Origin of the sequence: Methylobacterium sp. WCS2018Hpa-22 (genome assembly GCF_031843785.1) — a bacterium.
Lineage (GTDB): Bacteria > Pseudomonadota > Alphaproteobacteria > Rhizobiales > Beijerinckiaceae > Methylobacterium.
Window position 1 is genome coordinate 19,334 of sequence record NZ_JAVTJA010000016.1, and the last position, 23,203, is coordinate 42,536.

Below are 23,203 nucleotides of genomic sequence, written 5' to 3' on the forward strand. Positions count from 1 at the left end.
CGGCACTGATAAGAGGGCCGTCATGGCCCTTCACCTCTTGAAGCTCTGCGTCGGACCCGCGACGATCGAGGACCTCGAACAACGCATCTCCCGCAACCGGGACGACGCGTTGCAGGCCGGGCGCGACCCGTCCACGTTCCACGTGACCCGAATGGTGCCCAAACGTGCCTCGGCTATTGCCGGGCAGGGCTCGATCTACTGGGTCATCAAGGGCACGCTGTGCTGCCGCCAGGCCATCACGGCCATCGAGCCCTTCACCGATACGGACGGCGTCGGCCGCTGTCGCCTCGTCCTCGATTCGGTCGTGGTCCCGGTCAATCCGCGCCCATGCCGGCCTTTCCAGGGCTGGCGCTACCTGACGGTGCGGTCCGCGCCGGCCGATCTCGACATGCGCCGCGCCGACGGCCTCGCCGACATGCCCGAATCGCTGCGGCGCGAGCTCTCCGTCCTCGGCCTGATCTGACCTTATCCAATCTCACCATGACAAGACGACGGAGCGGCGTCGGCCGCCCCGTCGCCGAAGGATGTCAGGCCCCTTCGAAGCGGCCGCTCGCATGGGCGAGCATCGTGTAGACCTTGCCCGTCTCCGAGGTGAGGTAGGCATCGGCACGACGCGAGTCGCGGTCGTTCTTCGAGACTTCGCCGAGGAGCCGCTCGAACTCGCCGACATAGCGGTCCACCGTGCGGCGGAACTCGGCATCGGCCGCGTAGCGCCGGCGGATCTCCTCGAAGGTCTGCCGACCCTGCGCCGTGTAGAGACGGCGATCGAACAGGTTCGGCTCACCGCGACGGTAGCGCTCCCACAACTCCACCGCCGTCTGATGTTCGATCATCTTGGCGATGTCGTTGGAGATCGTCTCGAGGGCGGTTCGGCTGCGGTCGACGGCAGCGCCCTTGCCCGCTTCCAGTTTCGCGGAACCGGCCTTGGCGGGCTCCGCCTTGTTGGAGCCGGCCTTGGTCGCGTCCGGCTTGGCCTGACCGTTGGGGCCGGCGGCCGCGTTCGCCGGATCGGCCCCATCCGTGTCGTCGTCGAGGGAGGCGCGCGTCAGCAGGTCCGACAGCCAGCCGCGATTGTCGCGGCCCGACGGGGCACCCGCACGCGCAGTCTCGCCGGGACGCAGGGCGGGCTGGTTGCCGGCTCGGGCCGCCGGGGCGGAGACGATCGTCATCTGCTGGGTCGGGCGAGCGTCGGACGACTTGTCCTCGCGGGCCTTCGGCTCGGAGAGCTTTGCGGCGACCGGTGCCGCGACCGGGTTGGCCCCATTCTGCTTCGGCTTGGCCGGAGCGGCCTCCGAGACCTGCACGTCCTGTTGCTTGGCGGGCTGGACGTCCGCCTTGCGCGGGGCAGGGGCCACCGCCTCGGTCACGTCGACGCTGCGCCGCGAGCGGGAGACGAGCGAGGACAGCTCGTTCAGCGCCTTGATCTGGTCGGAGACGACCCGACGCATCTCGCTGGTGGCTTCCTGGGTCTCCCGCGGGATTTCCAGAACGCCGCGCTGCAGGTCCGCCCGCGTCGCTTCGAGTTCGCGACGGATCTCCGCCGCCATCTCGCGCATCCCCGCCACCGAGTCGCCGAAGCGGCCGGCTGCGCTCTCGAACACCGTCATCATCTGCTCGGATGCGCCGGAGATCGCCGTGCGAACAGCGGTCGCCGTCCGCTCGCCTTCGCTGCCCGCATCCTTGCGCAGGCCTTCGAAGGCTCCGGTCACACTGGCGCCCGCGCTTTGCGCCGCATCGGACAGGCTGCTGGCGATGCCGCGCGCCCGCTCCTCGGCGGAGCGAAGGGTCTCGGCCATCTGCGTGTCGAACCGCGCGGTCTGCTCCTCGAGGACGCCCGACCGCGCCTCGATGCGGGTCAGCACCTCTTCCACCGCCTTGTCGCGGCTGGCGAGAAGATCGACGAGGCGCGTCTCGACGGTTTCCAGAGAGCCGGCCGCGTTGGTGAGCGTGCCGGAATGAGCGCGGGCGATCTCGGTGAGCGAGGTCCCGCGGGCATCGAGCGAGGCGGCGAGGTCGGCCGCATCGCGCAGGGCGCCCTCGGCGACGGCCTTCAGCTGGTCGACTTGTTCGGCGACGCTTCTGCTGGCGCGCTCCGTCTCGGTGCCGATGGCGGAGAGCGTCGCCTGCACCTGCTCGACCCGGCCCGACAGGCCGTTCTCGATGGCGCCGAGATTCTCTCCGGCATCGGTGACGAGTTCGCGCAGGGCCGAATTCGCCCCCTCGACCCGGTCCAAGACGCCAGCGAGTTCGCTGCGGAGACGATTGCTCGCCTCGTTGAGGCTCGCCAGCGCACGGGAGGCGCCACCGTCGATGGCTGCGAGCAAGGCGTTCCTGGACGCCTCGGATTGTTCGGCGAGGTCCCGAACACGATCACGCAAGGTGTCGGCGAGGGGCTTTCCGCTCTCGTCGAGGATACGTGCGATCTCCTGATTGCGCTCGCCCAGGGAGGCGACGAGCTGGGAGGCCGGCCCCTCGACGATCTCGCGGAGGCGCTCGGAATGCGTCGCCATCGCCTCGACCATATGGGTGCCGCGCGTGTCGATCGTCTCCACGATCGATCCCCCACGCTCCTCGATCGCGCGGGTAATAGTCTCCGCGCTCTCGGCGAGCCGGCGGGCCAGGGACTGCCCGCGCGCCTCGATCAGAGAGGCCAGGGCGGTCGAGCGGCGATCGAAGCCGGCGACCATGTCCTGGTTGCGCCCGTCGATGAGGGCGGCCACGGCCTCGTTGCGCTGGTCCAGAGCCGTTGCGAGCGCATCGGCATGGGCTTGGGCGAGGGCGGCGTGGCGGTTCACCCGCTCGTCGAAGGCGGAGAGCATCGTCGCGCTGCGCTCGTCGACCAGGGCCGCATAGGCGTCCTGGCGGTCGTCGAAGGCATTGGCGAGAGCATCGCCGCGTGACGCGACGAGGGAGGCGAACACCTTCATCCGGCTGTCGATCCGGTTCGTGAAGGCTTCGCTGCGGGCATCCACGGCCTGGGTCAGGGCGGCGCCGTGGTTGTCGATCGCATGAGCGAAAGCGGTCGCACGGCTGTCCACGAGCTGGTCGAGGGCGCGCAGGCACTCGTCGAACAAAGCTGCGATGGCCTGCGTACGAGCATCGACCGACTGGGTCAGTGACTGGCCCTGATCGTCCACCGTGCGGGTGAACGCGCCGGTCCGGTCTTCGACGAGATCGGTGAGGGCACGCATCCGCGCATCGAAGACATTCCCGATGGCCTGAGCGGTGGCCTCGACGGCCTGGCTGAGGGACGTGCCGCGATTGTCGATGGTCTGCGTCAGATCGGCGGCGCGGTTGTCCACGAGGTGGTCGAGGGCGCGCAGGCGCTCGTCGAAGACGGTCGCGATGGCCTGGGCAGTGGCCTCGACGGCCTGGCTCAAGGAGATGCCGCGATTGTCGATGGTCTGCGTCAGATCGGCCGCGCGGTTGTCCACGAGATGGTCGAGGGCGCGCAGACGCTCGTCGAAGACGGTGCCGATGGCCTGGGCGCCAGCCTCGACGGCCTGGGTCAGCGACGTGCCCTGATGCTCGATGGTGCGGGCGAACGCCGCCGCGCGGTCGTCCACCAAGGTGTCGAGGGCGCGCAGGCGCTCGTCGAACAGCGTCCCCATGGACTGGGTGCGATCGTCCACCGCCTGGTACAGGGTGCTGCCCTGCATCTCCATGGTACGGGCGAATTCCGCTGTCCGGTTCTCCACGAGGGCGTTGAGCTCGCCCAGGCGCTCGTCAAAGAGGGCGCGCAGGGAGCCGGTGCGGTCGTCGAGGGACCGGGTGAGGTGTCCGCCCCGGTCGTCCACCGTCTGGGCGAAGTCCGCCGTCCTGTTCTCCACGAGGGCGTTGAGCTCGCGCAGGCGCTCGTCGAAGAGAGCGCGCAGGGAGCCGGTGCGGTCGTCGAGGGACCGGGTGAGGCTGCCGCCGCGCTCGTCCACCGTATGGATGAGTTGCGTCGCGTGGTTCTCGATCAGCTCGTCGAGGGCGCGCAGACGCTCGTCGAACAGCGTGCTCAGCATGGCCGTGCCGGCATCGACCGAGCGGGTCAGGACGGAGCCCTTCGTGTCCAGCGTGTGCACGAAATCGGCCGAACGGTTCGCCACGAGGGTGTCGAGGGCCTGCATGCGGTCGTCGAACAGAGCGCCCATCGCGTGGGTCCGGTCGTCGACGGTCTGCGTGAGGGCCGTACCCTTGGTGTCGATGGTCCGGGCGAAATCGGCCGAACGCTCCGCCACGAGGGCGTCGAGCGCCTGCATGCGGTCGTCGAACAGGGCACCCATCGCGTGGGTCCGGTCGTCGACGGTCTGCGTGAGGGCCGTGCCCTTGGTGTCGATGGTGCGGACGAGTTCGGCCGCGCGGTTCTCCACCAGATCATCGATCGCCCGCAGGCGCTCGTCGAACAGGGCGCTCAGAGCGTGGGTGCGCGCATCGACCCGGTCGGTGAGGGCTTCGGCGCGGCTGTCCACCAGGCCGTCGAGGGCGGTGAGGATGTCGTCGAACAGGGTCCGGAGCCCGTGGGTGCGGGCTTCCACCGATTCCGCGATCCTCGCGCCGCGACCGTCCACGAGTTCGTCCAGGGCGCCGATGCGCTGGTCGAACAGCGCGACCAGGTCGCGGGTGCGGGCTTCCACCGCGCCGGCCGCGCCGCCGAGGCTGGCCTCGATCGTGTCGACGAAGGTCCGGCCGTGCTGGCCGAGCGAATCGTGCAACGGAGCCAGCCGGTCCTCGAAGCTGCTGGCGAGCACCTGGGAATGATCGTCCAGCATGGTCCGGATCTCGTTGGTCCGGTTGTCCAGGAGCTGGTGGACGGTGCGCACGCCCTCGTCGAGCAGACTGCCGATATCGGTGGTCCGCGTCTGGAGGGTGGAGCCGAGGCGGCCTTCGCCTTCGCTGAGCAGACGGTCCGCATCGGCGACGACGTCGCGCAGGCGGGCGATGATGGTGTCGCCGCGCTGTTCCAGAAGCTCCGCCAGGGAGGAGCCGCCGCGATCGAACAGCTGCGCCAACTCGGTGATACGGGTGCCGAGGGCGCCGAACACGACGCGTCCCTTCTCGTCGAGCTCCTGGCCCATGGCGGCCGTGCGCTCGTCGATGAGGGCGGCCAGGGCTTCCGCGCGGTGCGAGAAGGACGAGCGGATCGCCTCCGCCTGTCCAGCCAGAGCCTCGTTGGCATGGCCCGTCCGGCTCTCGATCATCTCGACGAGCTCGCGGGTCCGGTTGGCGAGATCCTCGTCCACGGCGCGGGTGCGGCTCTCGATGAGGCGGATCGCTTCGAAGGCCTGGGAGCCGAAGGTCTCGTCGATCAGGCGGCTGCGCTCTTCCAGCGCGGCGGCGATGCCGTCGAGACGCCCGACGACGCTGGTGTCGAAGCGGCCGACGCCCTCTTCGATGCGGCGGGACAGGTCGGTCGCCTGCTGCTCGAAGCGCTCGGCGATCTCGGTAGAGCGGCTGCCGAGGGTATCGCCCAGGGCCAGGCTGCGGTTGGCGATGTCCTGCGCCATGCCGTCGGCGCGGGCATCGAGGGTCTGTACGAGGTCGCGGCTGCCTTCGACCATGATGCGCGCCATCTCGCCGGTGCGCAGGATCAGGGCCTCGTTGAGGGCGGTGGCGCGGGAGCCGAGCTGACCGTCGATCTGGCTCACCAGATGGGTGAAGGTCTCGCCGATCTCGGCGGAGCGCTTCACGGAGCGTTCCTCGAGGGCGCCGAGCTGGCTCTCCACGGTCTCGCGGGCTTCGCGGGTGCGCTCGGCGATGGTGTCGGCCACCGCCTTGCCCTGAACCGTGATGACGCGGTCCATCTCCTGCAGCTGACCGGTGACAGTCTCGCTGAGGGCGGAGGTGTCGCGGGCGATGCGGTCGGCGAGGATATCGCCGCGCGCAATCGTCTCCTGGAGCGCCGCGAGGCGGTCGTTGAGCACGGTGTCGATGGCCTTGGCGCGGCTTTCCGTCGTGTCGGCGAAGGTGGCGCCGCTCTGCGCGAGGGCGTCGCTGACGCGGGCGCTCTGGGCGGTCACCGCCAGAACGATCTCGCGGCCGGTATTGGCGAGCTGGCCATGCGCCTCTTCGGCATGGGTGGTGATGAGGTCGGTGAGGCCACGGCTATGCGTGCCGAAGGAAGCCTCGACATCCTTGATCCGTGCGGCGAGTTCGCCGCCGACATTCTCGGCCGCGCGGGCGATCGCGCCTGTCGCCTCGGTGGCGCGGCTGACCAGGGTCTGGTCGATCTCGGACAGGGTCCGGCGCAGCGCTTCCATCGCGTCCTGGGCGCGCCCACCCACCTCTCCGCTGAGGCCGCTGGCGGCCTGCTGGAGGAGCTCGGCGGCTTCCTGTGTGCGGGCGGCGAGCTCGGCGGAGGTGGCGGACAGGCGCTGCTCGAAGATCTGCACCGCCTCCACCGTGCGGGCTTCGAGTTCGCCGGTGGCGCTCGCCGAGGAACGCCGCAGGGCCTGGGCGGCTTCCGCCGTGCTGGCGCCGAGGCTCACCGTGGTCTCTTCCGCGCTGCGGCGGAAGATGTCGGCGGCCTCGCTGGTCCGCGAGCCGATCTCGCTGGCCAGGGTGTCGAGGACGGCGCGCAGGCTCTCGATCGCGGTGCCGGACTGGGAATCGAAGGTGCTGCCGAGAACCCCGAAGGCTCCGGTCAGGGTGAGGGTCGCGTCCTCGACACGCTGGGTAACAAGACCGCCGACCTGCTCGCCGGCCTTGGTCAGGCGGCGGATGCTGGCATTGACGACGGAGGCCGTATCCTCGCCGCTGCTGCGGAGCGCGGCCGCTGCCTCGGCCGACCGGGTGTCGATCTCGCCGTTGAGGCCCGCCACGGTGCCCCGGAGGTTCTCCACCGTACCCATGGCCCGGGTTTCGAAATGGGTGCCGAGGGCCGCCAGGGCCGCATCCATCGCCCGCGCGGCCTCCTCGGCACGCTGGGTGACGAGATCCCCCACGCGCTCCCCGGCGGAGGTCAGGTTGCTCTCGAGCGAGCCGCCCTGGACGGTGAGGGTTTCGTGCAGGCGGTTGGCCACCGTATCGATGCGCTCGGCCAGAAGACCGGCGCGATCGTCGATCCCGCTGCCGGCGGTCTCGATCGACCGGATGAGATCGTCGCGCAGGGCCGTGGTCCGGGCCGCGAACGTTTCGACGATTCCCTCGGATGCCTGGGCCAGACCCGCCTGCGCCTCGCGGGTACGGGTTTCGATGGTCTCGGATACGCCGCTGCCGGCAGCTTCGATCTCAGCGCGAAGGGCCGCGCCCCGAGCGGCGATGTCGTCGGTGATGGTGGCGCCCGTGGCGGCGAAATGCTCGCGGAGCGCCGTGCCGGTCTCGGCGAACCGGGCGGTGATCTGGCCGCCGGTATTGGAGAAGGTCGTGGTCAGTTCGGTGCCGCGTGCGAGGAACGTGTTCTCGAGGCCGCGCGCGGATTCCTCGAAGGTCTGGCGAACTTCGCTGCCCTGGCGGTTCAGGCTCTCGATCACCTCCATCCCGGTCTGGGCGAGGGTGCGGGCGACCTGGCCGGCATTGTCGGCCAGCGTCGCGGTGAGCATGCCGCCGGTCCGCTCAAAGGCGAGGGTAACGTCCGCCGCGCGGCTTTCCAGGGATTGCGTCAGGGTGTTGCCGACTTCGGTCAGGCTGCTGCGCACACCTTCGCTGGTGCTGGCGAGGCGCTGCACCAGGTCGTCGCCACGGTCGGTGACGAGGCCGACCACGCGGTCGCCGGCTTCTCCGAGGGCCGCCGTGATGGCGTCGCCACGGTTGCCGAGCGCCGAAGTGATGGCGTCGCCGCGCGCGTCGAGGGCACCGGTCACCCGTTCACCGGCGCCGGTCACCGCCGCGACGATGCGTTCGGCTGCGCCATCGAGCTCCTGGGTCAGGTTCTGGTGCGACCCGGTGATCGCGCCGCGAACGCGCTCCGCATTGGCGACGATGGATTCGCGCTGTGCGACGAGCTCGTCGACCAGGGAGCGGATGCGGATCTCGTTGTCGGAATAGGCCCGCTCCAGGGTGGCGATCTCGCCGCGGACCAGGGTTTCCAGCTCGCCGGCACGGGCGAGCGCCCGCTCGACGCCGTCGCCCACGGCCGCGACCTCGCGGCGGACCGTCTGCGACATGGTGAGGACGGCATCGGTGGAGAAGTTCTCGGGTTCGGCGAGGCGGATCGCGACTTCGCCGACGGCGCGGGCCACGAGGCGCATCTCCTGCGCACGGACGGCGAGCATCGCCATGATCGCGAACAGGACGATGGGGCCGACGATGGCGGTGGCGCCGACGGCGGCCTGAAGCGCCGTCATTCCGGCGAAGAAGCCCTTCAGCTCACCCCCCGACTGGTTCCAGGCGAGGGCGAGGAGGGCGGCGAACCAGACAGCGGAGACGATCGAGGCGACGATGTAGGGCGTGCCGGACGGCCGCACGCGCAGGGTCTGCTGCAGGATGCCGATGTTCTGGCGGTCGTCATTGGCCACCATGGAGCGGTCCGGCGGCAGCAGACCTCCTTCGCGGCGCGGCCGGTTGCGGTCCGGCGGCGGCAGGTCGGAAGCGAGGGGCTGGTCGAGATCGAGGCGAGGGGGCGCGAGGCGGCCACCCTGCTCGCTCAGCAGATCGTTGTCGCCCACATCGGGAAGCCGCGGCTCGACCCGGGGCTCCGCCGCCTGCGTCGAGGGGAAGTCCAGGTTGAGGGCCTGCTCGATGGCGGAAAGAGCCGCCTCGGCCGGGTCCTTGAGCTTCTTTTCCGTGGCCATTCAACGCCTCGTTACGCAGATCGTCGAAGCCGGCCGCACCCGGTGATCGACGACATTTTTACCAATTTACCAAGGAAGTTTAGACCTCGGCGCGAGACCCGGATACCCGAGTGGATCGAACCGTCCAAAAAACCTTAACGGAATGGTTACCAAGCTTGGCGCCGGTTTCATTCCGTCGGCATTCTGCATGATGCCCCAAGGCTTAAACGGAAGCGAACGATCTCGGCCGCTCCTGTGGATAGACTGCTCGAGTCGGGCCCGATCGCCCGGTTCGGTTAAGGCGAGGAGACCCGTGACCCCTCTGATTGACCATGCCTACCTCTCCGGACAGACATTCGGCGACGTCGACCTCGCCCGCGAATTGCTCGGGCTCTTCGCCGGCCAATGCCGCCGGCTGATGCCCGGAATCGTCGACGCGGATCTCGATCCGGACCGGCGGGCCGACCTCGCCCATACGCTCAAGGGCTCGGCCCTCGGCATCGGCTCCGCGCCGGTCGCCGACCTCGCCGCGTCCATCGAGGATCGCCTGCGCGAGGGGAGGGAGGTTCCGGTGGAGACGGTCGCCCGCCTCGACGAGGCGGTGACAGCCACCCTGGCGGAAATCGACGCACTTGGCTGATCTTGCCACGCTTGGAGGGAACGGGACGGCATCTGCGACGTAAGCGCAGGAATGTGGGGCGATAGGTCCGGTGACGCTTGCATTCGATGGGCCGCGCCTTCAAGGCAGTCGCGCTGCACAACCGGCCACAGACGTGTTGTCCGAGCCTGGAGTCTTTGATGCCCAAGATCACCTACGTCGACCATGCTGGTACGGCCAGGACCGTGGAAGCCGACGTAGGATCGACCGTCATGGAAGCGGCGATCCGCAACAATGTGCCGGGCATCGATGCCGAATGCGGCGGCGCCTGCGCCTGCGCCACCTGTCACGTCTATGTCGATGCCGATTGGGTCGATGCGGTCGGGCCGGCCGAGCCGATGGAGCAGGACATGCTCGATTTCGCTTCCGACGTGCGTGCGACGTCCCGCCTGTGCTGCCAGATTCGGATCAAGCCCGAACTCGACGGGCTGAAGGTCATTACGCCGGCTCGCCAAGGCTGAGCGGACGACGACCGAGGCTTTCGCTGAAGCGCAGCAGATACCCGTCGGGATCCTGAACCAGGAATTGCCTGACGCCGACTTCCGTCTCACCGACCCGGTACCAGGCCTCGTGGGCTGGCCGGAAGAGAGGCCAGGGCACGGCGTCCAGGGCCGTCAGGATCGGATCGAGGGCATCCACCGCGATCTGGAGGTTGATCCCGCGACCGAGCGGCGGTTCCAGGGAGCCCGTCTGCCAGTTCCCGTTGACGAGGTTAAGCATCACCTGTGCTCCACCCCGCTCGATATAGGCGAAGCCGTTCTCCGGCCGGGCATAGGCCACCGCGAACCCGAGCGCCCCGCACCAGAAGGCGAGCGAGGCGGGAAGGTCGCGGATGTCGAGTTCCGGAACGAGCGGGCTGAACCCGCCCTGGGGCATCCGGTCGTCCGTCATCTCACCAGGGACCGCATGGCGCCGTCGATCCCTTCGAGGTTCAGCGGGAACATCCTGTTCGCCACGATGCCACGGATCATGCCGATCGACTGGGTATAGGCCCAGTGTTCGGTGGGAACCGGGTTGAGCCAGACCGATTTCGGAAAACGTTCCAGCACCCGCTCCAGCCAGACCTGGCCCGTCTCCTCGTTCCAATGCTCCACGGAGCCACCCTGCATGACGATCTCGTAGGGGCTCATGGAGGCGTCGCCGACGAAGACGACACGGTAATCGGCCGGATAGGTACGCAGGACGTCTAAAAGCGGGATCGCCTCGTCGTGGCGCCGGCGGTTCTCCTTCCACACGCGCTCGTAGGGGCAATTGTGGAAGTAGAAATGCTCCACATGCTTGAACTCGGCGCGGGCGGCGGAGAACAGTTCCTCCGCCAGGGCGATGTGCCAGTCCATCGAGCCGCCGACATCGAGGAAGAGCAGCAGCTTCACGGCATTGCGCCGCTCCGGCCGGTGGCGAACATCGAGATAGCCCTTATTGGCGGTCTCGCGAATGGTGCCGTCGAGATCGAACTCCTCGGCCGCACCGGTGCGGGCGAAGCGCCGCAGGCGGCGCAGGGCGACCCGCATGTTACGTGTGCCGAGCTCGACGCTGTCATCGAGATCCCTGAATTCGCGCTTGTCCCACACCTTCACCGCGCGAAAATTCCGGTTGCCGTCCTGGCCGATGCGGATGCCTTCGGGGTTGTAGCCATAGGCGCCGAACGGTGAGGTTCCCCCGGTACCGATCCACTTGTTGCCGCCCTGATGGCGTTCCTTCTGCTCGGCGAGCCGCTGTTTCAGCGTCTCGAACAGCTTGTCCCATCCGAGCGACTTGAGCTCCGCTTTCTCGGCATCGGTGAGATACTTCTCCGCCAGCTTGCGGAGCCATTCCTCTGGGATCGCCGTCGATTCCGTGGCCTCGCCCAGGGTCTCGATGCCCTTGAACACGGTGCCGAAGACCCGGTCGAACCGGTCGAGATGGCGCTCGTCCTTCACCAGGGCCGCGCGGGCGAGAAGATAGAACTCTTCCACGCGCTTGTCCGCGAGGTCGCGGTCCAGGGCGTCGAGCAGCATGAGATGCTCCCGCAACGTGACGGGAACCTTGGCATCGCGCAGGGCCGTGAAGAAATGCAGCAGCATGGGCGGAGAACGCGCGATCCCGGCGCTCGGGTCAAGGCCACATCCGCATCGGTGGGAGCGCGTCCCGGTGCCACGGTTCGCGGGCCGATGTCGTGAGCCGGATAACGGAAATAATCTTGAATTCAGTAGGATATGCGGCGCGCTTTCGTCGTTCGGCATCGACGAAGCTGGGTATAAGTCGGGAATTCTGTTGATATCGCCGCAAACTGTGTTCGTTGCACCTTCAACACTGTCATTGGAATCAAACAGCTGAGAGGCAGAGTGAACGTCAAGTCAGGGCCGGGGTATTTGGCAGAGTAAGGGTGGACGTTATGGCGCTCGTCTTGCGCTCCTTGAGTGATTTCAAGCGGTTTCTGGCGAAACCGGGCGCGACGATTCAGATCGTGAGGAACACCTTCATCGAGCGCCAGCCAGCCTCGTTCCAAGAAGCCTATCGCCAGAAGGGCATGTACGAACCGCGCACCGTCCAGGCGATCTCGAAGAAGGCGGCGGTCTTCGCCATCAAGGGCCATCCCTCGACGGTCTGGCTCTATTGGGACAAGGGTACGCGCAACTGGCGCTATTCCGGCGACACCCTGGCGGTCCCGCTCAATACCGGCGTCGGCCCGCCCGACGAAATCATCTATCGCTGTAGCTTCTCACCGGGATCGGAGCCGAAGGCTCGCGCTCCCGCTCGTCCCCGCGCCAAATCCAGCGATCCGGCGCCGGCGGCGCCGACGGATCAGCCGAAGCCGACCATGCCCGAGCGCGGACAGGGCCGCTTGTTCTGATCCCTTGCCGTACCGCTCGCCCCAAGCACGATTCCTGACCGACCGGCCCGCATCGCCCAGTCAGCACCATGTCTTCGACCAACGTCGATAGCTGAGGCTACTTCGCTTTCAGGCCATCGCAAGAGCATTCGTTGGTCGATCCGCCGAATTTCAGACGCGCGTTAGAATTATCCACTACTTCGACGTAAGTGGCGTGGCGGTTCGTATGGAACGATACGCTTCGCCAGATCGATCAGGCGCTCTTTGCGGGCTGCTCTTCTTTCGACGGTGCTTCCCGAGCTTCCATCACCTTTCCTGCCTCGAGGTTCTTGCCTACGGTGCGCCGCGCGCGGAAAGCCGGCCTGACCTCGGTCTCCTTGCGCTTGAGCATGGCGCGGTACTCGTCGCGCCGCTCGTGGATCGAGGCGATGACGAGGCCCATGGGGACGCCCACATCCACCAGCACGGCTTCCGAAAGCTGCAGGGACGCTTCGATGGTCTCGGGCACGGCGTCGTCGACGCCCAGTTCGTAGAGCGCCGTGGCGTGGCGGGCGTCGCGGGCGCGGGCGACGATGGTGATGTCGCGGCGCTCCGCGCGCGCCGCTTCCACCACGGCCTCCACGGCCCGGGGATTGTCCAGGGTGACGACGAGGGCGCGGGCATTGGCGATGTCGCAGCGCCGCAGCAGTTCCGGGTTGGAGGAATCGCCGAAATAGACCGGGTTGCCGAGGCGGCGGTGCTCGGAGACACGTGCCGCGTCCGCATCGAGGGCGAGATACGGGATCTTGTGGCGGGCCAGCATCTCGCCGACCTGCCGTCCGACGCGGCCGTAGCCGGCGATGATGACGCGGTTCTGCTGCTTGTCCGGCACCGGCTCGGCGCGGGCGCGACCGAGATTGGAGCGGGACATCCGCTTGCCGAGACGGCGCGCGAGGCTCGCCAACCCTGGAATCGCGATCATCGTCACCGTCGTGACGATCAGCGCCGCCTGGCCGAGGCCATCCGGCACGAGCCCGCCCGCGATGGCGCCGCCGATGAGGACGAAGGCGAATTCGCCGCCGGGGCCGAGGAGGAGCGCCGCTTCGAGCGCGACACCGCGCTGGATGCGGAGGAACCGGGCCGCCACGAGGATCACCGCGCCCTTGATGAGGATCAGCCCGATGGACAGGCCGAGGATGGTTTTCGGCGCCGCCATCAGCTGGGCCGGGTCGAGGTTCATGCCCACCGACACGAAGAAGACCCCGAGCAGCAGCCCCTTGAACGGGTCGATCGTCGCCTCGATCGCCCGGCGATACTCCGTCTCCGCCAGGAGCAGGCCCGCGACGAAGGCGCCGAGCGTCATCGAGAGGCCGCTCGCCGCCGCCGTCAGGGCGGTCGCCACGATGACGAGGAGGCAGGCGGCCATGAACAGTTCCGGCGAGCGGGTCCGGGCCACGAGCTGGAACAGGGGCCGTAGCGCGAGGCGGCCGGCGACCACGATGAGGACGAGGGCGATGGCCGCCTGTCCGAGCGCGAGGGCGAGAGCGCCGCCGACATCCGCCCCGTCGCTGCGGCCGAGTACGGCGATGGCGAACAGCATCGGCGCCACGGCGAGATCCTGGAACAGCAGCACGGCGAAGCTGGCGCGGCCCGCGGGCGTGTTCAGGCGCTTCTGTTCGGCCAGGACCGGCAGGACCACGGCGGTGGAGGACAAGGCGAGCGCCAGGCCGACGATGACGGAGGCGGCCAACGGCACTTCGAGGGCGAACAGGATGATGCCGATGACGAGGGAGGAGGCCAGCACCTGGGCCGATCCGAGCCCGAAGACGAGGCGGCGCAGGGTGCGGAGCCGCTCCCATGACAGCTCGACGCCGATCATGAACATCAGGAAGATCACGCCGAATTCGGCCAGATGCGCGATCTCGGACCGATTGCCGATGGTGAAGATCGACACCCATGGCACCGTGTCGGCCAGTCGCCCCAGGCCGAACGGCCCGAGGATCGCGCCCGCTCCGATGAAGCCCAGCACCGGACTGATGCGCAGCCGGTGGAACAGCGGCACCACCACGCCTGCGGTGACGAGAAAGATGATCGCTTCCTTGTAGGATCCGGCGTGAACGTCCGTCATCGAGCTGGGCAATCTCCCGAGAGTGGTGCGCGCGACGCTGGCCGAGACGGGGCAGCCGAAGTTCTGCACAGGGAACTCCGGCCGCGGGAATCCATCGGGTCGCCGGCAGCGAGGAGAGCATGCAAGCCCATGTACCGCCTGGGCAACCTGCTTTTTGCCGGCCCATGCGGATTTCATCCCTCGCCGCACTCAGCCATGCATGCGGGACGCGCTGGCGCGGAAGGGGTTTTGCGCTGCGATACGGAATGGCGCAAAAACGGCACAATGGCCGCATAGGGCGGAACTTAACGATCGGTTAAGCCCCAGCTTACCTCACGGTTTGTTGCGTCGTTCGTCGCGTTTTTTGAAGACACGAGTGCCTCATGCGAAAGTCGCCGCCCAACCGGGATGTTCAGCGCGAACGACGTGACTGGATCCGTGAGTCCGAGCGCTGGACGCACGAGCGCCATCTCGAGAAGGGCTACCGGATCAAGTGGGGCTATGTCGGGATCGCGTATCTCGTCGAGTTCATGGTCATCGGCGCGTCCCTCTGGGGCGCCTGGCTGTTCGCCGGGGTCTACAGCGACGGGGACGACAAGGCCTTCTACTTCATGCTCCTCGCGCCGCTGGTCTACGCGGCGGTGGAGCTCTGCCGCGTGCCGCTGGGCATCCTGGCCCGCACGCAGCGCTCCTACTTCATCCGGGCGCTGGCCATCGTCGGCATCATCTTCGCCGCAGGCGTCACCACCAAGTCGGTGTCGCAGCTCGGCGAGATGATGTTCCACCCGCGCCTCATGGATGCCGCCAAGGCCAAGACCGCCCTCAAGGACGCGCAGGCCGACCGCTCGACCATCGACAACCGCATCGCCGCCGCCGATGCCCGTGTGGCCCAGTACACGACGGAACTCGACCAGATCGAGAAGCGCGCCGCCGAGAATGCGAGCCAGCTTTCGGCCTTGCCCGCCCAGCGCTGTGAGCGCGTCTCGGGCACCAACAGCAAGGGCCAGCGCTATTCCAACCTGAAATGCGTCACCGATCCACGCACCGCCACCCTCAATGCCAGTGTCGGCAAGGCCGGCGCCGACCGGGCGGTGGTGACGAAGTCTCTCGAGGAAGCCCGCAAGGCGCGGGCCGAACTCGACCGTGGCGTGGCCGAGCGCAAGGTCGCCGATGCCGAGCAGGCCTATCGCAATTCGGTAAACCGCTCGCAGCTCCACTCCTTCACCGCCATGGTCTACGGCGTCGATCCGATCGACGTGACGGATGCGCAGGTCCACGCGTTCCTGCGTATCTTCGTGTTCGTGCCGGCCCTCTGCGCCGCCTTCGCCTCGACGATCCTGGCGCTCTGCGCGGTCTCGGTGCGCAAGACCTTCATGGACGAGGACGATCTCGGCGCGGCCGTGAACCTCGAGGCGACGCCCTACATGCTCGACTCGATCACCGATTCCATTCGCCAGGAGATGGGCCTAGCGCCGCCCAAGCCCGTGCGCGACGTGACGCCAACGGGTGAGGTGATCCCGCTGGACCGCCGCACCGCGCCCAATATCCACATCCCGCCCGCGGCTAATGCGGGAGCCGGCGCATGAGCATCCATGCATCGGGGACGCCGGAAAACGTCGTCCTGGCCCAGAGCGTCAACGGCCGGCTCCGGGCCGAGACGAGGATCACCGCCGCGCGCGCCTTCCTGTTCCGGGCCATCGGGGCGGGTGCTTTCGCGGCGCTCGCCGGCATCGGCATCGGCGCGGCGTCCTATGGCTACGCCTACATGAACCAGTTCGACTCGGCGGCGGAGAAGATCGCCGCCGCCATGCAGGCCGCGCTGTCCGACGTGACGCTGAAGACCAAGGGTGAGGTGACGCTCACCGACAACGTCCTGAAACTGGAAGGCGGCCCCGTCCGCTCCTCTCCGTCGCCGACCCAGGCCCAGCTCGGCAAGGACGCCGCCCCTGCCTCGAAGGCCACGGTGAACACCACTTTCACAGTGTTCAAACAGGTGCCGTACATGGACGGCCAGATCGTCACCGGCTGGAACTTCCGCGCCAACGAGGAAGTGCCCTTCCAGCAATATTGCTACTTCTCCCGCCGGACCAACGAGGCCAAGGGCCAGGTCGAGATGAAGATCGATCTCGCCATGGACGGCAAGGTTCTGCCGCAGCCGCAGAAATCCGACGTGAACCTCGCGATCCTGGCCTCGAACTGCGTCTGGAGCGACGGGAAGTCGCTCTGAGGGCTCTACGCTTCAGCCGAATTTCGGTAGTGGGAGGGCACCCGTCGCCATCCCGCTTCGGGGAAACGCGCATCGGCTGCTCCGCAGAGGCTGAAGCTTCCCAATGGATGAAGCCGCAACAGAAAGCCGACGCCTCATGCGCTTTACCGGTACCGCCGATTACGTCGCCACTTCGGACCTCACCACCGCCGTCAACGCGGCCATCGTGCTGGAACGGCCGCTTCTGGTGAAGGGCGAGCCCGGCACCGGCAAGACCGTCCTGGCGGAGGAGATCGCCAAGGGGCTCGGTGCGCCACTCCTCACCTGGAACGTCAAATCAACCACCAAGGCGCAGCAGGGCCTCTACGAATACGACGCGGTCTCGCGCCTGCGCGACAGCCAGCTCGGCGATCCGCGCGTGTCGGAGATCGGCAACTACATCCGGCGCGGCAAGCTGTGGGAGGCGTTCACGCATCCCGAGCGCCCGGTTCTCCTCATCGACGAGATCGACAAGGCCGATATCGAGTTCCCCAACGACCTCCTGACCGAACTCGACCGGATGGAGTTCCATGTCTACGAGACCGGAGAGACGATCCGCGCCGAGCGCCGCCCCATCGTCATCATCACCTCGAACAACGAGAAGGAACTGCCGGACGCGTTCCTGCGCCGCTGCTTCTTCCACTACATCAAGTTCCCCGACGCCGAGACGCTGAAGGCCATCGTCGAGGTGCACTTCCCCGGCATCAAGCATCGCCTCGTGGAGGAGGCCCTGCGGGTCTTCCTCGAGACGCGGGAGGTGCCGGGTCTGAAGAAGAAGCCCTCCACCTCGGAATTGCTGGATTGGCTCAAGCTCCTCGTGTCGGAGGATGTCTCGCCAGAGACCCTGCGCGAGCGCGACGGCCGCAAGCTGATCCCGCCGCTGCACGGCGCGCTCCTGAAGAACGAGCAGGATGTCAGCCTCTTCGAGAAGCTGGCCTTCATGATGCGTCGCGAGGGAAGAGGGGGCTGAAGCGGGCGGGTATCGAGCCGCGCCGTCATCCCGGGGCGCCGGAGGCGAGCCCGGGATCCAGAGCCGTGACGATGCCAGGAATGGGCCGGACCTGCGTTTCTGGATCCTGGGCTCCGCTACGCGGCCCCAGGATGACGCGGGGACATGAACCAGGGCGTCGCCATCGAGGCCGGGCCTTGGGGTGAGCGAAGGCAGGCCCGGATAGGGCCGACATGTCATCGGAGGATTGTCCATGAAACTGAAGAAACTCGGCCGGACCGGCCTCGACGTGTCGCCGCTCTGCCTCGGCTGCATGACCTATGGCATTCCCGAGCGCGGCCCCCATCCCTGGACCCTACGCGAGGAGGAGAGCCGCCCGCTCATCCGGCAGGCGATCGAACTCGGCATCAACTTCTTCGACACGGCGAATTACTATTCCGACGGGACCAGCGAGGAGATCGTCGGGCGCGCCCTCAAGGACTTCGCCGACCGTAACAGCGTCGTGCTCGCGACGAAGTGCTATTATCCGCTGAAGGACCAGCCCAATGCCGGCGGCCTCTCCCGCAAGGCGATCTTCGCCTCCATCGATGCCAGCCTGAAGCGGCTCGGCACCGACCATGTCGATCTCTTCCAGATCCATCGCTGGGATTACGGCACGCCCATCGAGGTGACGATGGAGGCGCTCCATGACGTGGTGAAGGCCGGCAAGGCCCGCTATATCGGCGCATCCTCCATGTACGCCTGGCAATTCGCCAAGGCCCTGTTCACCGCCGATCTCCATGGCTGGACCCGGTTCTCGACGATGCAGGACCATTACAACCTCCTCCATCGCGAGGAGGAGCGCGAGATGCTGCCGCTCTGCGCCGACCAGGGCATCGGTGTCCTGCCCTGGAGCCCGCTGGCGCGCGGGCGCCTGACCCGCGACTGGGACGAGGGCAGCGCGCGCCAGGATTCCGACGAGGTCGGCAAGCGGCTCTATGCTTCCGCAGAGGAGGCGGACCGGGCCATCGTCGGCAAGGTGGCGGAGATCGCGCAAGCGCGGGGCGTGTCGCGGGCGCAGGTGGCTTTGGCCTGGGTGATCCAGAAACCGATCGTCACCGCGCCGATCATCGGGGCGTCGAAACCCAGCCACCTGACCGATGCCGTGGCGGCCCTCGATCTGGCGCTGGATGCCGACGAGATCTCCGCCCTCGAATCGCTCTACACGCCGCACCCCGTCGTCGGCTTCCAGTAAGGCCTTTAGACTAGGAAGGTTCTCCGTCCATGCGCCGCCTGATGCTCCTGCGCCACGCCAAGTCCGACCGTTCGCCGGGCGTGCGCGATATCGACCGTCCGCTGAACCCACGCGGATTCAAGGCCGCGCCGCAGATGGGGGCTTATCTGGCGGCGCAGAATCTGATCCCCCAGAAGGTCGTCGTCTCTCCGTCCTTGCGGACGCGACAGACTTGGGAGGGCTTGTTCGCCGCCCTCGGCAATCCCGAGGTCGAGATCGTCGACGCGATCTACGAAGCGCCGGAAAGCGCGCTGCTCAAGGTCATCCGGGCGACGCCGGCCGAAATCCGGACCCTGCTCATGATCGGGCACAATCCCGGGCTGCAGGATCTCTCCCTCGATCTCGTGGGCGACGGCCCCCGCGAGGCGAGGGCGCGGCTCTCGGTGGAATTCCCGACCGCGGCGCTCGCCATCATCGATATCGAGGGCGATGCCTGGACCGGGTTCCGCCCCGGCGCGGGCCGGCTCGAACGGTTCGTCACGCCCAAGGGCCTCGACCGCGATGACGCCGCCTGAGCCTATGTGGCGAGATTGAACGGATCACCGGCTGGGCCGTTGCTCAGTGCCATGGCCCGCCACCGCTGATCCCGTGTTCGTCACCACGCTTCTCGTCCTGACATCCCTGATGCCGCGCATGGGTATCGGCCTCGACGCCGTGAAGTCCGGCGTCGCGAGCGCGGAATCTGCCGTGGCGATGGTAGCCCCTCCCTCCGACGCCCCGAGTTTTCTCGCCAGCGAGCGGGCAGTGTCGAACTGGCGGGCGGAAGCGGGGGCGGCCCTGCGTCCGGCGTCCCTCGCCGTGGTCGCCCGCTACGCGCCGGTCCCGCCCGCTTTCGTGGCGCGCTGCGTCAAGCTCAACAATTACTGGTGCATCAAGAGCGCCCGCTGGCGGGGCGAGATCGGCAGTGATGCGGAGGGGCATACCGGGTTCGCCAAAGCCGGCGACGGCGCCGATGCGGCGGCCTCCCTGCTCCGGCGCTATTACCGCGAGTTCGGCCGCCGCAACGCCCTGTCCATCGTCCGTCGATGGGCGCCGGCGGAATGCGCTGTTTCGAGCGCCGGGGTTTCGGGCGGAAAGGTCTCCACCGGTCTCGCGCCGCTCGGTCTCGGCAAGACGCTCCGGGCCCGCTACCTCGCCCGCCATGCGCGCGGAGGAATGCGCAAGCCCCGCATGGTCGCGCGGGGCGGGCCGCTGCGGGTTCAGCCCTGGTCGCCGCTGGCGAGGATGGCGGGTGGGCCGAAGCCCCGGCCCATCCGCGTCGCCGGGGCGGCCGAGACGATCGGCCGGCCGGCGATCACGCCGATCATCGCGAGCCCCACCGAATCCGTCGCGACATCGCCGTCCTCCCGGCTGGCAGACCGGTTCGCGGCGGAATCCGCGGCTTTGCCCGCCCTCGCGGCTGGACTACCCGGTCTACGGCTGCAGGATCTGGCGGCTCCGGCACCCCTCTGTGGAAATGACGAGGTCCGCATCCGCAATTACGCCACCCGGATCGCCGCCAGCGTCGGCCTCAAGATCGAGGACGATCTGGCGTTGTTCGATGCCGATGGTCGGCCCTCGCCCCGTCTCGCTCCGGTGATGCTCGCCATGTCAGCGGTGGAACTCGGCGTGCTGGGGGCGGGGCCGGATCTGGTCGAGGCCGCCATCGGACGGCTCGCCGCCGCCCAGGTCGATCCTGGTCAAGTCGATCCCGGCGCGGTGGACCGATGACGCGTCCGGTTCTTGCGTTCGCTTGACGCGCGCGCCACCTCACCCCTGCATTCGCCTCCCATCCTCCCCTCCGGCCAAACGAGACCCTCGCTTCATGATCAGCTTTGCCTCGCGCGCGGGCTCCGCGATCCAGGCCTTCGCCGAGGCATCGAGCGATCTCCTGATCCAGCCGACCCTGAGGCTCGGCGTCACCGGTCTCGCGCGGTCGGGCAAGACGGTGTTCACCACCGCGCTGATCCATCATCTGGTGGAAACCCATGCGCTGCCGGCCTTCGCTCCGGCGCATGAGGGACGGCTGCGCCGGGCCCGCCTCGTGCCGCAACCCGACGACGACATTCCGCGCTTTCCCTACGAGGATCATTTCGCGGCCCTGACGGAGCAGCGCCTGTGGCCACGCTCCACCGACCGGATCAGCCAGTTCCGCCTCGCCATCGAATATGAGCGCAAGGGCGGCTGGCGCTCCGGGCCGGGCACGCTGATGCTCGACGTGGTGGATTATCCCGGCGAATGGCTCCTCGACCTCGCTCTGATCGGCCAGAGCTACGCGGAATGGTCCGCCGCCACCATCGCGGGCACCCGGCGCACCGGGCGCGCCGCCATCGCGGCGCCCTGGCTGGCGGTGCTGAAGGATCTCGACCCGTCCGGCCCCCTCGACGAGGTCGTGGCCGAGCGGGCGAGCATCGCCTTCACCGCCTATCTCACCGCTTTGCGCGCCGGGCCGGAATCGGTGGCGACCACGCCGCCGGGCCGCTTCCTGATGCCGGGCGACCTCGCCGGATCGCCGGCTCTGACCTTCGCGCCCCTCGACGGCCTGCCGGAGACCATCGTCCCGAACAGCCTCGCGGGGCTCATGGAACGGCGGTTCGAGGCCTACAAGGCCAAAGTCGTGGAGCCGTTCTTCCGTAACCACTTCCAGCGGGTGGACCGGCAAATCGTCCTCGTGGACGTGCTCGCCGCCGTCGATGCCGGGCCGGCCGCCCTCGCCGAATTGGAAGAGGCGCTCGACACCGTGCTCCTCAGCTTCCGCATCGGCCGCAATACCATCCTGTCGCGCCTGTTCGCGCCGAGGGCGGACCGCATCATGTTCGCGGCCACCAAAGCGGATCACCTGCACCAGACCAGCCATGACCGCCTGGAGGCTTTGCTGCGACTCCTCGTTTCGCGCGCCATGCGCCGGACCGAGGCAGCCGGCGCCCGCGTCGGTACCGTCGCCCTCGCCTCCGTGCGGGCGACGCGGGAGACCACCGTCCACGATGACGGCATGACTCTGCGCGCGGTCTCGGGAACGCCCGAGGCAGGCGAGCATGTGGGCGACGAGATTTTCGATGGTCGGAGCGAGGCGGCGGTGTTCCCCGGTGAGTTGCCCTCGCGACCCGAATCCGTCCTCGACGGCGCGGTCCCGCCCGGATCGCTCCGCTTTCCCCGCTTCCGCCCCCCGCTAATCCGGCCCGACGCCCATGGCCGCCCCGGCCACCTGCCGCAGATACGCCTCGACCGGGCGATGCAGTTCCTCATCGGCGACAAGCTGACGTGAGCGCCGCCGCCCATCATCCCATCCCGCTCGCCGACCTCATCCTGAGGTGCCGCGCCAGCGGCCTCGAAGGAGGGTTCCAGGCTCCCCTGCGCGAACTGGAATGCTCCTTCGAGGCCTCCGCTCCGCTCCGGCACCTCAGGATGAGGTGGGTGGATGGGGGAAGGCTGGTCTCGCAGTTTGCCGATTACGCCTCAGACAAGGTCCGCCCATGACCTCTCCGAACCGTCCCCGCGCCTTCCGCATCCCCGCCGCCGAGCCGGCCGAAGGCCTGGAGGGCATCGTTCCGCCGCCGGTGCCGCCGAACGCGGTCAGGATCGTCGAAGAGCCGTTCGAGATCGTCGAGGCGGCGGACGGCACCGCCGTGCCGGTGGCTCCGAAATCGCGGGCGCCGTGGCTGTCGGTGCTGATGCTGGCTTTGGGCGGCCTCGTCTCCCTCGGCATCGGCCTGTCGCTGGAGCGGATGATCGCGGACCTGTTCTCTGCCGCGCCCTGGCTCGGCGGCGTCGCCCTGGCCCTGCTCGTCCTCGCGGCCATCGCCTTTCTCGCCCTGGTGATGCGCGAACTCGCGGGCATCTGGCGCGAGCGCCGGATCGAGAAGCTGCGGGCGAAGGCCATCGAGGCCATCGCAACGCGGGATCACACCGGCGCGCAGGCGGTGGTGGCCGAACTTTGCGACCTCTACGCCACGAGGACCGGGCTCGCGGCCGGCCGCCAGCGCCTGAAAGCCCTGGGCGAAACGATTCTCGATGTTGACGACCGGATCCGGCTCGCCGAGCACGAGCTGCTCGAACCCCTCGACCGGCAGGCCCGCAACGCCATCGCCTCGGCCGCCAAGCAGGTCTCGGCGGTGACGGCGCTCAGCCCGCGCGCCATCGTCGACGTGGCCTTCGTGGTCTTTGCCGCGGTGCGCCTCCTGCGCCAGATCGCGACGATCTATGGCGGGCGTCCGGGCTTTCTCGGATTCCTGCGTCTTGCCCGCGCCGCCTTCGCGCATCTCACCGTCACGGGCGGGATGGCGGTGGGCGAGAGCATGATCCAGCAGGTCCTTGGCCTCGGCATCGCCGCGCGGGTCTCGGCGAAGCTCGGCGAGGGCGTGCTCAACGGCCTGATGACCGCCCGGTTCGGCCTCGCCGCCCTGGCCGTCTGCCGCCCGCTCCCCTTCGTCAGGGAAGAGCCGCCGCGCCTGTCGGACGTGGCCGGGGAGCTGCTGAAGCCGATGGGCGGGGCCGAGAAGGCGTGA

Annotated in this window: 17 protein-coding genes; 13 read left to right on the forward strand and 4 right to left on the reverse strand. The window is 68.3% G+C overall.

What is annotated here, in order from left to right; genetic code table 11:
• The first annotated feature begins 22 nt into the window (after window positions 1–22).
• Window positions 23–463 carry a DUF1489 domain-containing protein gene (locus RQI43_RS19720; RefSeq protein ID WP_311276308.1) on the forward strand — a complete coding sequence of 147 codons (441 nt, stop codon included), beginning with the start codon at window positions 23–25 and terminating at the stop codon, window positions 461–463.
• Between the two features lie 64 nt (window positions 464–527).
• On the opposite strand, the gene RQI43_RS19725 is transcribed toward RQI43_RS19720, so the two are convergent.
• Window positions 528–8,717: a hypothetical protein gene (locus RQI43_RS19725; RefSeq protein WP_311276309.1), complete on the reverse strand. Its 8,190-nt coding sequence runs from the start codon at window positions 8,715–8,717 to the stop codon at window positions 528–530.
• A 292-nt stretch (window positions 8,718–9,009) separates the two neighbouring features.
• On the opposite strand from RQI43_RS19725, the gene RQI43_RS19730 reads away from it, so the two are divergent.
• Together RQI43_RS19730 and RQI43_RS19735 are read left to right on the forward strand one after the other, a co-directional pair.
• Window positions 9,010–9,336, forward strand: a complete 327-nt coding sequence (locus RQI43_RS19730) for an Hpt domain-containing protein (RefSeq protein ID WP_311276310.1) — start codon at window positions 9,010–9,012, stop codon at window positions 9,334–9,336.
• 158 nt (window positions 9,337–9,494) lie between these two features.
• Window positions 9,495–9,815, forward strand: coding sequence for a 2Fe-2S iron-sulfur cluster-binding protein (locus RQI43_RS19735; RefSeq protein WP_056426135.1), 321 nt, complete (start codon window positions 9,495–9,497; stop codon window positions 9,813–9,815).
• On the opposite strand, the gene RQI43_RS19740 is transcribed toward RQI43_RS19735, so the two are convergent.
• Together RQI43_RS19740 and RQI43_RS19745 are read right to left on the reverse strand one after the other, a co-directional pair.
• On the reverse strand, window positions 9,793–10,245 hold the full coding sequence (locus RQI43_RS19740; protein ID WP_311276311.1) for a VOC family protein: 453 nt from the start codon (window positions 10,243–10,245) through the stop codon (window positions 9,793–9,795). The genes RQI43_RS19735 and RQI43_RS19740 overlap by 23 nt on opposite strands.
• The gene (locus tag RQI43_RS19745; RefSeq protein WP_311276312.1) at window positions 10,242–11,417 is read right to left on the reverse strand and encodes a VWA domain-containing protein; all 1,176 of its coding nucleotides are present in this window, start codon (window positions 11,415–11,417) and stop codon (window positions 10,242–10,244) included. The genes RQI43_RS19740 and RQI43_RS19745 overlap by 4 nt, the downstream gene beginning before the upstream one ends.
• A gap of 311 nt (window positions 11,418–11,728) precedes the next feature.
• Here RQI43_RS19745 and RQI43_RS19750 point away from each other — a divergent pair, with 311 nt between their 5' ends.
• A complete protein-coding gene (locus tag RQI43_RS19750; RefSeq protein WP_207411678.1) occupies window positions 11,729–12,187 on the forward strand; it encodes a hypothetical protein in 459 nt (152 codons plus the stop codon).
• A 232-nt stretch (window positions 12,188–12,419) separates the two neighbouring features.
• Here the strand turns inward: RQI43_RS19750 and RQI43_RS19755 are convergent, their stop codons facing one another.
• Window positions 12,420–14,273, reverse strand: a complete 1,854-nt coding sequence (locus RQI43_RS19755; protein WP_311276313.1) for a cation:proton antiporter — start codon at window positions 14,271–14,273, stop codon at window positions 12,420–12,422.
• A 362-nt stretch (window positions 14,274–14,635) separates the two neighbouring features.
• On the opposite strand from RQI43_RS19755, the gene RQI43_RS19760 reads away from it, so the two are divergent.
• The 9 genes from RQI43_RS19760 to RQI43_RS19800 all read left to right on the forward strand — a co-directional run bounded on the left by RQI43_RS19760 (window position 14,636) and on the right by RQI43_RS19800 (window position 23,203).
• Window positions 14,636–15,838 (forward strand): ATPase, encoded by a 1,203-nt coding sequence (locus RQI43_RS19760; protein ID WP_207411680.1) that lies wholly within the window; start codon window positions 14,636–14,638, stop codon window positions 15,836–15,838.
• Entirely contained in the window at window positions 15,835–16,479 is a 645-nt protein-coding gene (locus tag RQI43_RS19765; RefSeq protein WP_056149950.1) for a hypothetical protein, read from the forward strand. Before RQI43_RS19760 ends, RQI43_RS19765 begins: the two co-directional genes overlap by 4 nt.
• 136 nt (window positions 16,480–16,615) lie before the next feature.
• On the forward strand, window positions 16,616–17,467 hold the full coding sequence (locus RQI43_RS19770; RefSeq protein WP_207411681.1) for a MoxR family ATPase: 852 nt from the start codon (window positions 16,616–16,618) through the stop codon (window positions 17,465–17,467).
• Window positions 17,468–17,699: 232 nt separating this feature from the next.
• On the forward strand, window positions 17,700–18,680 hold the full coding sequence (locus tag RQI43_RS19775; RefSeq protein WP_311276314.1) for an aldo/keto reductase: 981 nt from the start codon (window positions 17,700–17,702) through the stop codon (window positions 18,678–18,680).
• Window positions 18,681–18,709: 29 nt separating this feature from the next.
• On the forward strand, window positions 18,710–19,234 hold the full coding sequence (locus RQI43_RS19780; RefSeq protein ID WP_311276315.1) for a histidine phosphatase family protein: 525 nt from the start codon (window positions 18,710–18,712) through the stop codon (window positions 19,232–19,234).
• Between the two features lie 73 nt (window positions 19,235–19,307).
• On the forward strand, window positions 19,308–20,429 hold the full coding sequence (locus RQI43_RS19785; protein WP_311276316.1) for a hypothetical protein: 1,122 nt from the start codon (window positions 19,308–19,310) through the stop codon (window positions 20,427–20,429).
• Window positions 20,430–20,523: 94 nt separating this feature from the next.
• On the forward strand, window positions 20,524–21,963 hold the full coding sequence (locus RQI43_RS19790; protein WP_311276317.1) for a YcjX family protein: 1,440 nt from the start codon (window positions 20,524–20,526) through the stop codon (window positions 21,961–21,963).
• Window positions 21,960–22,175: a hypothetical protein gene (locus tag RQI43_RS19795; protein ID WP_311276318.1), complete on the forward strand. Its 216-nt coding sequence runs from the start codon at window positions 21,960–21,962 to the stop codon at window positions 22,173–22,175. Before RQI43_RS19790 ends, RQI43_RS19795 begins: the two co-directional genes overlap by 4 nt.
• The gene (locus RQI43_RS19800) at window positions 22,172–23,203 is read left to right on the forward strand and encodes a TIGR01620 family protein (RefSeq protein WP_311276319.1); all 1,032 of its coding nucleotides are present in this window, start codon (window positions 22,172–22,174) and stop codon (window positions 23,201–23,203) included. Before RQI43_RS19795 ends, RQI43_RS19800 begins: the two co-directional genes overlap by 4 nt.